Here is a 15,401-nt window from a genome sequence, read left to right as displayed (position 1 = left end):
ACTTATGACCACGCTATTTACCAATATCAAAGAGTTAATTCAAATCAGAGACGCAGGAATCACCAAGGTTTCAGGTTCAGAAATGGCCGTTTTACCAACTATACAAAATGCTTTTTTGGTTATTGAAAATGATTTGATTGTTGATTTTGGATCAATGGTTGACTTACCAGAAATAAATCCTGACAATATAGTTGATGTTTCTGGGAAAATGATTCTGCCTACTTGGTGCGACAGTCATACGCATTTAGTGTATGCCGGTAATCGCATTCAAGAATTTGTAGATCGGATAAATGGACTGAGCTATGAACAAATAGCGCAACGCGGTGGCGGAATTTTAAACTCTGCTAACAAACTCAACCAAACTTCTGAAGACGATTTATACGAACAATCTAAGGAACGTTTAGAAGAAATCATGCACTTGGGCACAGCTGCGGTCGAAATAAAATCGGGTTACGGTTTAACTATTGAAGGCGAGTTGAAAATGTTACGAGTGATTCAGCGTCTCAAAAAAGCATGTCCTATTGCCATAAAAGCCACATTCTTGGGCGCTCATGCAATACCTGCCCTTTACAAAAACAACAGAGAAGAATACATAGACTTAATAATAAATGAAATGTTGCCCACTATTGCAAAAGAAAAATTGGCTGATTTCATTGATGTTTTTTGCGAAACGGGCTATTTCACTGTCTCAGAGACCGAGCAAATCATGCAAGCAGGAATTTCTTTTGGCTTACAACCAAAAATTCACGTAAACCAGTTCACTGCAATTGGTGGTATTCAAGCTGGAGTCAATAATAATGCGCTTTCTGTTGATCATTTAGAGGTTCTTACTCCAGCTGATATAGCAGCACTAGTAAAGAGCGAAACGATGCCTGTTGCATTACCATCTTGTTCGTATTACTTAAGCATTCCATACACGCCTGCTCGCGAAATAATAAATGCTGGACTTGCACTCGCTTTGGCTTCTGATTACAATCCGGGCTCGACTCCATCAGGGAACATGAACTTTGTGGTAGCAACGGCTTGTATCAAAATGAAAATGACACCCGAAGAAGCGATTAATGCCGTAACGATTAATGGAGCTTATGCAATGAACTTATCCAATACTCACGGTAGTATTACCATTGGTAAAAAGGCCAATTTTATAGTAACTAAACCCATTGCATCTTATGCCCAATTACCTTACTCTTTTGGAAGTAACTTGATAGAAAATGTTTTTATTGAAGGAAAAATAATTTCATAAAAAAAGAGGAATCAACTGATTCCTCTTTTTTTTATGTAAACTACCTACCTTGAATTATTTCAAAGTAAAACTAGTTTTCGAAACCAATTGATCTTTGTCAAAAATATTAACGTAATAAACACCTTTTGGAAAATCTTTCCCTTTCAAGTTTTCAGTTACATCAACTGTTTTGTTCTCATAATTAATGTTTGACACAAAACTATAAGTCAACGAATTCTCTCCAAAGTTTTCTGTTTTCTTGTCTCCAAGAACATTGTTTTTGCTGTCAATAACTTGAACAAAGTAAGTTTTAGCGCCAGATTGTGCCACTTGATTTTCAGCAATAGTGTAGCTAATTTTTAAAACATCAGCACGACTAGCTTTTTCAGTAGAAATTTCTTTACCACTACTTCTCAATTTAAAAGCAGATCCTCTTGTATTTAAAACAGTCAGTTTTGCAGCTTTTTCTACCACTTTAGATAATTCTTCGTTTTGTCCCACTAAAGTTTCATTGTATTTTTTTGACTCTCCCAAAACAGTTGCAGTACTATCTCTTTGCGCTGTTAAAGTAGTATTAGCCTTTTTAAGTGCTTCATTCTCCTCCATTAAAACCTTCATGTTGCCTTGCAAAGTATTGTATTGCGCTTTGTATTTTGCCAAACTTGCCACGTCACCTTTCGACTTTGATAAACTTGCCATTAAATTAACCACCTTATCACGCTCCACAATCAGTTCGTCTGACATTGAAGTATTTTCAGCGATTGCCGCATCATAAGTAGCTTTTAGTTCTTCTAAGTCTTTCATTACAGACTCTTTTTCAGTCGTAGTTGTTTTTAATTCTGTTTGTACAACTTCTGCTTCCGATGTCATTTTAAAGATATACACCAAACTTCCCACTAAAAGAAGTGCTAATATGGCTACTATCGCTTTAAGACTTGAATTGCTTTTTTGATTTTCCATCTCGATTTAATTTTTTATTTATTTTTCAAATTTAACAATATATAATCACCTACTAACGAATGTTAACACAATTATATTATTTTTGGAGAAAAATTTATTTCTCTAATGGAAAAAATAATCCCGTTTACCTCTCACGATCTTGCTAAAATAACCAACCACCGCAGTGGAGAAATAAAGTTTGGGGAAAAAATGATTACCATTCCAAAACAGAATGACACGCTTGAGTTTTTAAAAAAATCAGAGGCTAAATATGTGTTATTTGGTATTCCTGAAGATATTGGCATACGTGCCAACTACGGCAGACCCGGAGCTGCATCTGCTTGGGAAAGCGCTATAAAAAGCATTGCCAATATTCAGCACAATAAATTTTGTAAAGGAAATCAAATTTTGGTTTTAGGCACATTAGATGTAAAACAATTGATGAAAGATGTTGCCTCTTTAGATTTTAATGATATCGATGACCGTTCAAAACTCAGTCAATTAGTTCAAAAAATTGACAAAGATGTATCGCACATTATATTTAATATTGTTTGCTCAGGAAAAATACCAATTGTAATTGGTGGCGGCCATAACAACTCTTACGGTAATATAAAAGGTACCGCTCTCGCAAAAGGAAAACCTATTAACGCAATTAATTTTGATGCGCACTCTGATTTTAGAATCTTAGAAGGTCGCCACAGCGGCAACGGATTTTCCTATGCCTACGAAGAAGGTTTCCTGAAAAAGTATTTCATCTTTGGATTACATGAAAATTACACTTCAAAAAATGTATTAGACATTATCAAAAAACTTGAAAATAGAGTTCGATACACTACCTATGACAGTATTTCTATTCGAGGCGAAAAAGACTTCAGACAAGAAATGCAAGCTGCCTTAGAGTTCATCGATGACAACCACTTTGGTATTGAAATCGATCTTGACTCTTTACCTAATATAGCTTGTAGCGCCATGACAACTAGTGGTTTTTCAGTTGAACAATTGCGCCAATTTATTTCCTTTTTTGCAAAGAATAAAAATGCTGCATACTTGCATATTTGCGAGGGTGCTCCTGACTTAGGAGAAGAATTAAATAACCACTTAATTGGAAAACTTATTGGTTATTTAGTAACTGATTTTATAAAAGCAAATCAATAAGACAATAAACCAAAGCATAACATAAAATGGGAGTGCAGAAACCCAAACAATAAATAAACTATCTTTGCAGCTCCAATCTTGTACTTCTTGCAAGATTTATTAATTTATAATTTATGTTATTCGAAGAATTATCATTATCCAAAAGCATACAAAGAGCCGTTTTTGAAGAAGGTTACCTCAACCCTACTCCTATTCAAGAGCAATCCATTCCTATTATTTTATCAGGCCGAGATTTAGTTGGTTGTGCGCAAACCGGAACCGGAAAAACAGCTGCATTTGCTATACCTATTATTCACCAATTACACCGAATTGTTGGGTCTTCAAAAAAAGCCAAACAAATTCGCGCATTAGTCGTTACACCAACTCGCGAACTAGCAGTGCAAATAGGACAGAGTTTTGACACTTATGCCAAATACACCAATTTAACTCAGCTAACCATTTTTGGTGGTGTTTCACAAAACCCGCAAGTTGACACTTTAAAAAACGGTATTGATGTACTTATTGCAACGCCAGGCCGCTTACTTGATTTACACAAACAAGGTTTTATAGATCTAGATCATTTACACACTTTAGTACTAGACGAGGCAGATCAAATGTTAGATATGGGTTTTGTAAATGATGTCAAAAAAATTGTGAAACTCACGCCAAAGAACAGACAAACACTATTCTTTTCGGCCACAATGCCAATTGCAATTAGAGAACTAGCTGAATTGTTTTTAACTGATCCTGCTACCGTTACCGTTTCACCTATATCTTCAACTGCCGAAAATGTAGAGCAACGCGTGTATTTTGTTGAAAAAGGCGAAAAAAGAAATTTACTCTATCACTTGATTAAAAGCGAGAATTTAACCGATGTACTCATTTTTTCAAGAACAAAACACGGTGCTGATAATGTTGTAAAAGCATTAAATAAAAACAATATCGCTGCCGAAGCTATTCATGGTGATAAATCGCAAAACGCCAGACAAAGAGTACTTGATGCTTTTAAAAACAAAGAAATTGGCGTTTTAGTAGCAACTGATATAGCCGCTCGTGGAATTGATATTGAACAGCTTCCGGTAGTTATAAACTTTGATTTACCGAATATTCCAGAAACCTACGTACACCGAATTGGACGTACAGGACGCGCAGGTAATGGCGGAATTGCTATTTCTTTTTGTGGCAAAGACGAACATCCGTATTGGAAAGACATTCAAAAACTTATAAAAGTTGATGTTAAAACAGTAACTGACCATCAGTTTCAATGGCATTCAGGAAGTCCTGACGCTGCAGCGGGAAGCAAGCCAAAAAATTCAAACAGAAGCGGTGGCGCTCATAAATCCAGAAAATCAGCAGGTTCTAAACAAAACAAGAAACGTTGGTATTAAAAAATATTTAGACAATAAATCAAAAAAGCCTCAATTGAAATTAATTAATTTGAGGCTTTTTTGATTGTAATTATATCAAAATCAGATAGTAGCTTTTAATCATTCATTGAAATCAAAAACTCTTCATTGTTTTTAGTTTTTTTGAAACGATCATTAATAAAATCCATTGCTTCAACAGGATTCATATCAGATAGGTATTTGCGCATAATCCACATGCGTTGTAATGTTTTTTGATCCAGTAACAAATCATCACGTCTTGTACTTGATGAAGTCAAATCAATAGCTGGAAAAATACGTTTGTTGGCAATTTTACGATCTAATTGTAACTCCATGTTACCCGTACCTTTGAATTCTTCAAAAATTACTTCGTCCATTTTAGAGCCAGTTTCAGTTAATGCAGTAGCAATAATACTTAACGAACCGCCATTTTCTACATTTCTAGCAGCTCCAAAAAAACGTTTTGGTTTTTGCAAAGCATTAGCATCAACACCACCACTTAAGACCTTTCCAGATGCAGGCTGCACTGTGTTGTACGCACGTGCTAATCGAGTGATCGAATCAAGCAAAATAACTACGTCATGACCACATTCTACCAAGCGTTTTGATTTTTCGAGAACAATATTGGCAATTTTCACATGCTCTTGCGGCTCACGATCAAATGTTGAGGCAATTACTTCACCTCGTACACTGCGCTGCATATCCGTAACCTCCTCAGGGCGCTCGTCAATTAATAAAACAATTAAATAAACTTCAGGATGATTTGCTGCAATGGCATTAGCAATTTCCTTCAATAACATGGTTTTACCTGTTTTCGGCTGCGCCACAATCATACCACGTTGCCCTTTCCCTATTGGAGAAAACAAATCAATGATACGAGTAGAAATAGTACTTTGCTTCTCAGCTAATTTGAATTTTTCAGAAGGAAAAACTGGAGTTAAATGTTCAAACGAAACACGATCACGCACTACTTGAGGATCGTGACCATTGATTTTCAAAACACGTACTAATGGAAAAAACTTTTCTCCTTCTTTCGGAGGACGAACCACACCTTTTACTGTATCACCCGTTTTTAAACCAAAAAGTCTAATTTGTGAAGTAGAAAGGTAAATATCATCTGGCGAAGCCAAGTAATTATAATCTGATGATCTCAAAAATCCGTAACCATCAGGCATCATTTCTAAAACTCCTTCACTTTCTATGATTCCATCAAATTCAAAATCTGAAGAAGCAAAATTGTTTTTTTTGTTTTTGAAATTTGGGTTTTGATTCCCGTTTTGATTTCCGTTCGCGTTGTTATTTTGGTTTCCGTTAGAATTTCCGTTCTGGTTTCCATTTGATTTATTCAACTGATTCGGATTTATTTTTTTTGGAGCAACTGGCGCCTCAGCTTTCTCCTCAGCTATTTCAACCGAAGTATTTTCAACCTCATTAATAGGTTTGTCTCGATCGCCTTTCTTTTGTTTTAAAGCTATTTTTTTCTCGTAAGCTGATTTATTGAATTTTATAACCTTACCTATTTTCTTTTCAGTAGGTGTACTTTCAATACCAATCGTTTCATCTTTGGTTTCTTCAGTTTCAGCTTTTACTGGAACTGCTTCAATGCGGTCAATTGTTTGCTGATTTGGTTCAGATTCAGCTCCCTCTTCACCATCTCGATTTTTTGTAGGTACAATACGTACTCTTTTTGACTTATTATCTTCCTTAACTTCTCCCTTGTTGTTTTCAATAGCAACTGGAGCAGCACTTGCTTGAAAATCTAAAATAAGACTAATTAATGTTTCTTTTTTAACACCGTTAAATTTAATAGTTTTAGCGGCCTTAGCTATTTGTTGAAGCTCGGTAAGCTTCATTTGTTTTAATGCAGAAATATCAAACATGAAAGTTCTTGGAGTTTAATTAATTTTGTGTTGGGAATACTGTAAGGATAGGTAGTAATCGTATAATGAATGAACCGCAGTATGAAGTGCTTACGGTATTTTGATGCAATAATACGAATAAAAATTAAGCATACAATAGTATTTTTAAAAAAGAAAATATATTTTTGTAACAGATAATGACCACAAAATGATACAAAGAATTCAAACTGTTTATTTATTTTTAGCATTTGTTGTAACGGGTGTTTTGGTTTTTTTCATTCCTCTTTGGAAAGGAACTGATGGAACTCCTTTTTACTTTATGCAAAGTCAAGTATACACTGTTCTTCTTGGTTTAAGTACGACACTTTCGGTTTTTAGTATCCTTTCCTATAAAAAAAGACAAAATCAATTTGTGTTAGGCAGATTGAATATGATATTAAATTTGATTTTATTAGGATTATTTGTTTATCGCTCACTAAGTGTATCTGGAGAAACTGCTGTTTCTGAGAAAGGTATTGGGATGTTTCTGCCTGTCGCAGCTATCGTGTTATTAGCCCTTGCTAATAAGGCCATCAAGAAGGACGAAGATCTTGTAAAATCTGTGGACCGATTGAGATAAACCTATAAATTTTAATTTATTAGTGCGAAGGAAACCCGAATTTAATCATTCGGGTTTTTTTGTACTCCTATTTTACCATTAATAACAAATAAATCACTTTAGCCTCTTTAAATTTTTCAAAAAAGAGAAGAGTAAAAACATTCTTATAGTTCTAAAGAAAAAGAAAATGATAATAAAGTTCTTAATAAATTAAAAACTTAGTATTTTTTTCATAAATTTGATTCATAGAACTTCCACATGCTTCACAAAGTCCGTATTCACCTTGCCGATGACCACCAAATTTTAATTGACGGAATTAAAACATTATTGCACACCCATTCTAATTTACAAGTAGTAGGTACATCACTAAGCGGAAGCAACTTATACCAAGAGGTAATTGACAATCAAGCAGATTTATTAGTTCTCGATTTAAACATGCCCGAAACAGACGGTGTGCAAGTTATAAGAGAATTCAATGCTAAAGGATTTCCTTGCAAGGTAATTGTTTTATCAAGCCATGACGACCTGCGAATAATTAAAGAAGTCATGAAATTGGGAGCAAAAGGTTTTTTGACCAAAAAATGTGCAGGCGAGCATATCATTGAAGCAATTGGCGCTGTACTAGACGGAGAAGAATATTTTTGTAAGGCCGTTCGCGAAAAGATTTTTACCTCTGCAACCAAAGATCTAGCTAAAGCATCAATCTTTGAAACTAAAGATGATGATAACTTAACTGAGCGAGAAAGAGAAATAATTACACTCATTGCACTTGAGTTTAGCGGAAAAGAAATTAGCGAACAACTTTTTATTAGCGTCAATACAGTTGAAACACATCGTAAAAATATAATGAAAAAATTAGATGCAAAAAACTCTATTAGCTTAGTAAAATATGCATTAAAGAGAAAACTAATTCAATAACACTACAACCACTTTTTCTCTTATCACCTTTTTTTACAAAACCAATTGCCATGCTGTTACCTCAATTTGTATTGTTGATCACATTTTATCTCAGTAGTATAAATACAACACTTGCACACCCTAATCCAACCCTTAACAACAAAACTGCAGCCCTAGCAAAACAAGCTAATGAGCTGATGAAAAAAGGAGATTTTGAACAATCTCTGGTTCAATCAAGATTAGCATTAAGTCAAGCTATTGCATTGAAAAACGATAATTTAATAGCTAGTTGTTACAATACTATTGCTGCTAATTTTGATCAACTTTCAGAGTTTGACAAGGCTTTTTACTATTATAATCAAGGTCTAACTTATGCCAACAAAACTAATAATGATGTTTTAAAAAATTGGATTCATAACAACCTTGCCAACATCTATTGTTTTGATAAAAAAGAATACAAAAAAGGAATTTATCATTACAAAAAATCCTTGTCATACAGCCTGAAGTTAAAAGACTCAGCACAAATTGTTTTCACCAAATTAAATATCACTTGGGCGTACTTTGATATTGGCAATTTTAACCAAGGCGCACCTCATTTAGATTACATCAACAAACACCATCCCAAACATGGCGACATATCAACTACGGTGGCATTAAACATGCTCAATGGTATGTATCAGGCTTCGCTAAAAAACACTAAGGAAGCACACCAATTTTTTCAAAAAGCAATTAAGGAAGGTCTTGCAGGAAACGAAAAATCAGATTTATCATATTCTCATAATGAGTACTCAAAATTCCTTTTATCAGTTGGTGATTATAAAAATGCTTACCTCAACTTAGCTCGATACAACCAAATTACTGAAGAACTCAACAACGAAGAAAAATTAAACAAGGCCAATGTGGCTGGTATCAATTTGCAAATTGACGAATACAAAAGAGAAATAGATAAAATTGAAAACCAATATGAGGATCAAAAGATTAAACTTTTAAAAGAGCAAGATCGAAATAAAAAAATAGTCATTGTGGTTGTCATAATTGTGTTGTTACTATCACTACTTTTTTATATTTGGGCACAAAATTCGAAACTCAAGCACAAAAACAAACTCAAAGATTTAAAAAGTAAGGTGCAAGAAAACATCATCAACGCATCCATAAACGGGCAAGAATTGGAGCGCAAAAAAATCGCCTCCTTTTTACATGATAATATTAGTGCTTTACTATCTTCTGCTGGGATGCAGTTACAAGCTTTTTTGATACAAAATCCTATTCCGTCCCCAGAAATAAGAAAAACAAAAGCAATTTTAGACAATGCACACGACCAAGTACGCGATTTATCACATGAACTTATGCCGTCTCTACTCGCTCGTTTCGGACTTTTTGACGCACTAGAAGATTTGTGTGAAAAAAACTCGAGCCCAATTCTAGAATTTAAATTCAATTCGGCAACAACCCATGACAGACGCTACCACGAAGAGTTTGAAATAAAGATCTACTATATTGTAATGGAACTAACAAACAATATCATCAAACATAGTGAAGCCAATCAAGCACTACTAGAAATTGAGGAAATTAATCAAGCGCTGCACATCAACTTAAAAGACAACGGCAAAGGCTTCGACTCAAAAAACTTTCAAGTGTTAGAAGGCTTTGGAATCAACCAAATTAAAGCACGTATCAATAATTTGAAAGGTTCTATAATTATCGACTCAAAATTAAACAACGGCTCGAGTATTCAATTGCAAATTCCAATTGCTTACCAAAAAAAGAAAACTAACCCCGTTTACCCAACTCAATAATTTCCATATCCTTGATAGCTGCTCCGTCAATTACAAAACGTAGCATCGTACGCATTTGATGAAAACCACTTTTACCTGCAGCACCCGGATTTAAATGCAATACCTGAAACTGCTTATCAAACATCACTTTTAAAATATGCGAATGCCCGCAAATAAACAACTTAGGGGGATTGGTTGCCAAAACTGATTTGATTGCCGCGCTGTATTTACCCGGATAACCGCCAACATGCGTGATCCAAACATCCACATCCTCACACAAAAAACGCTGGTGCAATGGGAACTCCAAACGCGCTTTGGCATCATCAATATTTCCGTACACGGCACGCAAGGGTTTTAATTCCCTAATTGTATCCGTTACTGCTAAATTGCCAATATCACCAGCATGCCAAACTTCATCAGCTTGCGCCACATATTTTAAAATAACATCATCAACATGACTGTGCGTATCCGAAAGTAAAAGTATTTTTTTCAATGTTTTATATTTAGGAGCTTTTTCCAGCTATCCGCTTTATTCCCGATCAAAAAACTACGGCAAAAAAGCCTTGTTTTTTAAAATCGGGAGATACCGCTGCTATCTGGGCTAGAATTTTCGGTAAAAATAGCCATTATTCGGTCAATAAGAACGACTAAACTAATCTTAACAAACTTTGGGTCTTTGCTACTTCCTAGCGCAAAAATTAATAAGTATCTTTGTGCTTTCAAAAAAAAAGAATTGAGGTATTTTATCAAATTCGCCTACAATGGCACGCATTATCACGGTTGGCAAATCCAGCCCAATGCAGCATCTGTTCAAGAAACGCTCAACAAAGCACTTTCGGTAGTATTAAACACAGCCATTAGCGTTATGGGAGCGGGCCGCACGGATACTGGTGTTCACGCCACCCAAATGTATGCCCATTTTGACTTTGATACTCCAATAAACGAGCCATCTTTAGTTCATAAACTCAACTCGTATTTGCCTAAGGATATTGTCATTTATGCCGTACAGTTAGTTCATGATGACGCTCATTGCAGGTTTGATGCTAGTAAACGTACCTACGAATACCACATTAACACATTTAAAAATGCCTTTTTGCAAGAGCAAAGTTGGTATTTTCATCAAGCACTTGATGTAGAATTAATGAATCAAGCGGCGCAAATTTTGCTTGTGCACAATAATTTTCAATGCTTTTCGAAAGTAAACACCGATGTTAATACATTTGATTGTACTGTTTTTGAAGCCTATTGGACCGCAAACAATGGTCATTTGGTTTTTACCATTTCGGCCAATCGATTTTTACGCAACATGGTTCGCGCCATAGTAGGAACCTTGGTAAACGTTGGATTACACAAAATAACACTTGCTGATTTTTCAGCAATAATCGAAAGTAAAAACCGAGATAAAGCTGGATTTTCGGTACCGGCACATGGGTTGTTTTTAACCCAAATAGAATACGATTATATTAAGCAATAGCCCTGATAGCAGTGAAAATCCTTTTATGTTTTTTGGTAAAAAACATAAAAGATTACTTCACTTAACTTTTATTTACATAGGAGTTCAGTGAATTATATTTGAAACGAATAGCAGACACGAGCAAAGCGAATTGACGAAGTAAATAGCTCCAAAAAAAATATGAAAGCAAAAGCATTTGATACCCGACTGTTTAGTCGCATTTTAAAATTTACAAAACCATACAAATGGCGTTTTAATGGCGTTATAATATTTGCCATTTCACTCTCCATTTTTGCCGCATTACGGCCGTATTTGCTTAAGCAAACCGTTGATGCATATATTGCAACCGAAGATCTAAAAGGCTTGCTGTTGTACGTAACCTTGATGGGAATCGTGTTGTTACTGGAAGTCTTTTCACAATTTTACTTTGTATTTTGGGCCAACTGGCTCGGGCAAGATATTGTAAAAGACATTCGTACCAAATTGTTTCAACACATTTTAAGTTTCAGAATGAAATACTTTGACCACGTTCCTGTTGGGCAGTTGGTAACGCGAAGTGTATCTGATATTGAGTCTATTGCACGTATTTTTAGTCAAGGTTTGTTTATGATTATTAGCGACTTGATGAAAATGGTAGTCGTGTTAGGTTTCATGTTTTATATGAACTGGACATTGACTTGGATTGTTATTGTTGCTATGCCTATTTTGGTGTTTTTCACTCGTATTTTTCAGAAAAAAATGCAGGTTGCCTTTGAAGAAGTGCGTACTCAAATTGCCAATATGAATTCCTTCGTGCAAGAGCGCGTTACTGGAATGAAGATTGTTCAGCTCTTTAATAGAGAAAATATTGAATCCGAAAACTTCAAAGAAATCAACGACAAACACAAAAAAGCGTGGATTAAAACCATTTTATACAACTCTATCTTCTTCCCTATTGCTGATATTATTTCATCATTGACACTCGGTTTTATTGTGCTTTATGGTGGAATCAAAATCTTAAACGGAGATAACTTTACCACATTTGGAGATTTATTCTCGTACACGATGTTTATTGGTATGTTATTTAATCCGTTGCGTCAAATTGCTGATAAATTCAACGAAATGCAATTGGGTATGATTGCAGCCAACCGTGTTTTTGACATTTTAGATACGCAAGATCAAATACAAGATACTGGTGTTATTGAAGCACCTACTTTTAATGGTGCCATCACTTTTAACAAAGTTCGTTTTGGGTACATTCCGGAAGAAGAAGTAATCAAAGGCATTGATCTTGAAGTGCAAGCTGGCCAAACAGTTGCCATTGTAGGATCAACTGGAGCAGGAAAATCGACTATTATTAATTTATTGAATCGTTTTTACGAAATCAATAGTGGTTCGATTTATATTGACAATCAAAATATAGAGAACTATACTTTGGGTTCATTACGAAAGCAAATAGCAGTGGTTTTGCAGGATGTTTTCCTTTTTGCAGATACTATTTTTAATAATATTACCTTACATAGCCCGGAAATTGATCGCGAACAAGTATTGGCTGCCGCCAAAAAAATTGGGGTTCATGACTTTGTTATGAGTCTACCTGATAATTATGATTTTGATGTTAAGGAGCGTGGTGTAATGTTATCTTCAGGTCAACGCCAATTAATTGCGTTCTTGAGAGCTTATGTAAGCAACCCAAGTATTTTAATTCTTGACGAAGCCACATCTTCTATTGATACTTACTCTGAGGAATTGATTCAACGTGCGACCGAAACTATTACCAAAGGTCGTACCTCTATTGTTATTGCGCACCGATTAGCAACTATTGTCAACGCTGATAAAATTGTAGTGATGGATAAAGGATTAATCGTAGAGCAAGGTACTCATCAAGAACTAATTAATCGCGAAAGTGGTTATTACAAAAACTTATACGAATCGCAATTTGTTTCTGAATACAAATAAAATCCTTACATTTACTTGAAAATATTGTTACTATAACACATAAGCAAGTGAAAAAAATTGGACTTTGTTTCTTGATTCTACTCATCTATTCGTGTATCCCACTGCGAATTGCTCCTAAAATTGAGGGTGACAAAATTGTACAAGCCAAAAAATTCAAAAAAGACCTGCCCAATTGCTACGGTTTTGTATTTGAAGATAAAAAAAAGGCAGATGAATTTTATAATTTCATCAATACAAAGTACAATTTAAAACACAGCAATGTCGATGCAAATGTTCCTATTATTATCGACAAGAAGACCTTTTATATGTCGTTTTTTGAAAGAGAAAGAATCTCAAAAACACTGAATTTAATACCAATTGCTGTTGATGCCGGTTTACAAACTAAAGGGAATGACCCTATTTTTGCGGACAATTATACTTCTAGAGACGGGTATTGGTATATTGTCATTTCAGTTCGTGATGCTGAAATCAAAGACTGCCTCGACCCTACTCACCCTGAACAACCAACCGTTATCAAACATTTAAAAAAGATAAAGGACGAATATTTTTCGACCACAAATTATGTTGAAGCCTATCTAAAAATGAAATGATTCCATTTTGGCTATCAACAAAGCTAATAAACTTGTAAAACGGCTAATTTTTTTTAAAATAAATCCTTAATTTTGCTACCCGAAAAGTGTTTTGAACCACTCGTAAATTGCAGTGGTAGAGGTGCTAGATTTTCAACAATAAAAAAAACAAAAAAACTTTACAATGAAATACGATATTATAGTTTTAGGAAGTGGTCCTGGTGGGTACGTTACAGCTATTAGAGCATCGCAATTAGGCTTTAAAGTAGCAGTTATTGAAAAAGAAAACTTAGGTGGTGTGTGCTTGAACTGGGGATGTATTCCAACAAAAGCATTACTAAAATCAGCTCAAGTTTTTGATTATTTAAAACATGCTTCGGATTACGGATTAACTGTTTCTTCATTTGATAAAGATTTCCCTGCTGTAGTACAACGCAGTCGCTCTGTGGCAGACGGCATGAGCAAAGGAGTTCAATTTTTAATGAAAAAAAATAAAATTGACGTTATTGATGGTTTTGGAAAACTAAAACCGGGTAAAAAAGTTGATGTTACTGACAAAGACAATAAAGTTACTGAATACAGCGCTGATCACATTATTATTGCTACCGGAGCGCGCTCTCGTGAGTTACCTAACTTACCACAAGATGGTGTAAAAGTAATTGGTTACAGACAAGCAATGACTTTGCCAACACAACCAAAATCGATAATCATTGTAGGTTCTGGAGCAATTGGAGTTGAGTTTGCTCATTTCTACAACGCGATGGGAACAGAAGTTACTATTGTAGAATTCATGCCAAACATTGTTCCTGTTGAAGACGAAGACATTTCTAAACAAATGGAACGTTCTATGAAAAAAGCAGGGGTTAAAATCATGACCAACTCTTCTGTTGAGCGTATTGATACCACTGGTACAGGCGTTAAAGCATTTGTAAAAACTGCTAAAGGAGAAGAAGTTCTTGAAGCTGACATTTTACTTTCAGCGGTTGGAATCAAAACCAACATTGAAAACATTGGCTTAGAAGAAGTAGGTATTGCTACTGATAAAGATAAAATTTTGGTAAACGCATTCAATGCAACCAACATTCCAGGTTACTACGCTATTGGCGATGTCACTCCGGGGCAAGCATTAGCGCACGTTGCATCTGCTGAAGGAATTAACTGTGTTGAAAAAATTGCAGGTCTTCATGTAGAGCCAATTGACTACGGAAACGTTCCAGGTTGTACGTATGCTACTCCTGAAATTGCATCAGTTGGATTAACTGAAAAACAAGCTAAAGAAAAAGGATACGAATTAAAAATTGGTAAATTCCCATTTTCAGCTTCAGGAAAAGCAAAAGCAGCTGGAACACCTGATGGTTTTGTAAAAGTAATTTTTGATGCAAAATATGGCGAATGGTTAGGATGCCACATGATTGGTGCTGGTGTAACAGACATGATTGCTGAGGCAGTTGTAGCTCGTAAACTAGAGACTACAGGTCATGAAATTTTAAAAGCCATTCACCCACACCCTACAATGAGTGAAGCAGTAATGGAAGCCGTTGCTGATGCTTACGGTGAAGTGATTCACTTGTAAGATTACATTTTTTAGAACAAAAAATCCGATTGGCTCAAAATGCTAATCGGATTTTTTTT

Annotated in this window: 13 protein-coding genes; 10 read left to right on the top strand and 3 right to left on the bottom strand. The window is 35.1% G+C overall.

Annotated features, from left to right (window positions below):
* Nucleotides 1–4 precede the first annotated feature (4 nt).
* Nucleotides 5–1,243 carry an imidazolonepropionase gene (gene hutI / locus G9Q29_RS11760; RefSeq protein WP_166137548.1) on the top strand — a complete coding sequence of 413 codons (1,239 nt, stop codon included), beginning with the start codon at nucleotides 5–7 and terminating at the stop codon, nucleotides 1,241–1,243.
* A 54-nt stretch (nucleotides 1,244–1,297) separates the two neighbouring features.
* Here hutI and G9Q29_RS11755 read toward each other — a convergent pair whose 3' ends face one another.
* Nucleotides 1,298–2,182 carry a hypothetical protein gene (locus tag G9Q29_RS11755; protein WP_166137545.1) on the bottom strand — a complete coding sequence of 295 codons (885 nt, stop codon included), beginning with the start codon at nucleotides 2,180–2,182 and terminating at the stop codon, nucleotides 1,298–1,300.
* A gap of 105 nt (nucleotides 2,183–2,287) precedes the next feature.
* Here G9Q29_RS11755 and G9Q29_RS11750 point away from each other — a divergent pair, with 105 nt between their 5' ends.
* On the top strand, nucleotides 2,288–3,316 hold the full coding sequence (locus tag G9Q29_RS11750; protein WP_166137542.1) for a formimidoylglutamase: 1,029 nt from the start codon (nucleotides 2,288–2,290) through the stop codon (nucleotides 3,314–3,316).
* A gap of 113 nt (nucleotides 3,317–3,429) precedes the next feature.
* Nucleotides 3,430–4,683 (top strand): DEAD/DEAH box helicase, encoded by a 1,254-nt coding sequence (locus tag G9Q29_RS11745; protein ID WP_166137540.1) that lies wholly within the window; start codon nucleotides 3,430–3,432, stop codon nucleotides 4,681–4,683.
* A gap of 95 nt (nucleotides 4,684–4,778) precedes the next feature.
* Here G9Q29_RS11745 and rho read toward each other — a convergent pair whose 3' ends face one another.
* Nucleotides 4,779–6,560: a transcription termination factor Rho gene (gene rho / locus G9Q29_RS11740; protein ID WP_166137538.1), complete on the bottom strand. Its 1,782-nt coding sequence runs from the start codon at nucleotides 6,558–6,560 to the stop codon at nucleotides 4,779–4,781.
* 187 nt (nucleotides 6,561–6,747) lie between these two features.
* On the opposite strand from rho, the gene G9Q29_RS11735 reads away from it, so the two are divergent.
* The 3 genes from G9Q29_RS11735 to G9Q29_RS11725 all read left to right on the top strand — a co-directional run bounded on the left by G9Q29_RS11735 (nucleotide 6,748) and on the right by G9Q29_RS11725 (nucleotide 9,830).
* Nucleotides 6,748–7,158 (top strand): DUF4293 domain-containing protein, encoded by a 411-nt coding sequence (locus G9Q29_RS11735; protein WP_166137535.1) that lies wholly within the window; start codon nucleotides 6,748–6,750, stop codon nucleotides 7,156–7,158.
* A gap of 237 nt (nucleotides 7,159–7,395) precedes the next feature.
* Nucleotides 7,396–8,055, top strand: coding sequence for a response regulator (locus tag G9Q29_RS11730; RefSeq protein WP_166137532.1), 660 nt, complete (start codon nucleotides 7,396–7,398; stop codon nucleotides 8,053–8,055).
* A 50-nt stretch (nucleotides 8,056–8,105) separates the two neighbouring features.
* Entirely contained in the window at nucleotides 8,106–9,830 is a 1,725-nt protein-coding gene (locus tag G9Q29_RS11725; protein ID WP_166137529.1) for a tetratricopeptide repeat-containing sensor histidine kinase, read from the top strand.
* On the opposite strand, the gene G9Q29_RS11720 is transcribed toward G9Q29_RS11725, so the two are convergent.
* A complete protein-coding gene (locus G9Q29_RS11720; protein ID WP_166137526.1) occupies nucleotides 9,805–10,302 on the bottom strand; it encodes a metallophosphoesterase family protein in 498 nt (165 codons plus the stop codon). The two genes, G9Q29_RS11725 and G9Q29_RS11720, sit on opposite strands and share 26 nt — an antisense overlap.
* A 240-nt stretch (nucleotides 10,303–10,542) precedes the next feature.
* Here G9Q29_RS11720 and truA point away from each other — a divergent pair, with 240 nt between their 5' ends.
* From truA to lpdA, 4 genes are all read left to right on the top strand, one after another.
* On the top strand, nucleotides 10,543–11,283 hold the full coding sequence (truA, locus tag G9Q29_RS11715; protein ID WP_166137523.1) for a tRNA pseudouridine(38-40) synthase TruA: 741 nt from the start codon (nucleotides 10,543–10,545) through the stop codon (nucleotides 11,281–11,283).
* A 159-nt stretch (nucleotides 11,284–11,442) separates the two neighbouring features.
* Complete coding sequence (locus G9Q29_RS11710; protein ID WP_166137520.1) at nucleotides 11,443–13,200, top strand: ABC transporter ATP-binding protein; 1,758 nt, start codon at nucleotides 11,443–11,445, stop codon at nucleotides 13,198–13,200.
* Nucleotides 13,201–13,247: 47 nt separating this feature from the next.
* Nucleotides 13,248–13,790 carry an adaptor complexes medium subunit family protein gene (locus G9Q29_RS11705; protein WP_166137517.1) on the top strand — a complete coding sequence of 181 codons (543 nt, stop codon included), beginning with the start codon at nucleotides 13,248–13,250 and terminating at the stop codon, nucleotides 13,788–13,790.
* 163 nt (nucleotides 13,791–13,953) lie between these two features.
* Nucleotides 13,954–15,342 (top strand): dihydrolipoyl dehydrogenase, encoded by a 1,389-nt coding sequence (gene lpdA, locus G9Q29_RS11700; RefSeq protein ID WP_166137514.1) that lies wholly within the window; start codon nucleotides 13,954–13,956, stop codon nucleotides 15,340–15,342.
* Nucleotides 15,343–15,401: the final 59 nt, after the last annotated feature.

The organism is Flavobacterium turcicum (assembly GCF_011365745.1).
Classification (GTDB): Bacteria; Bacteroidota; Bacteroidia; order Flavobacteriales; family Flavobacteriaceae; genus Flavobacterium; species Flavobacterium turcicum.
The sequence above is the reverse complement of the archived record's forward strand: the minus strand, read 5'-3'. Positions and strand labels throughout refer to the sequence as shown.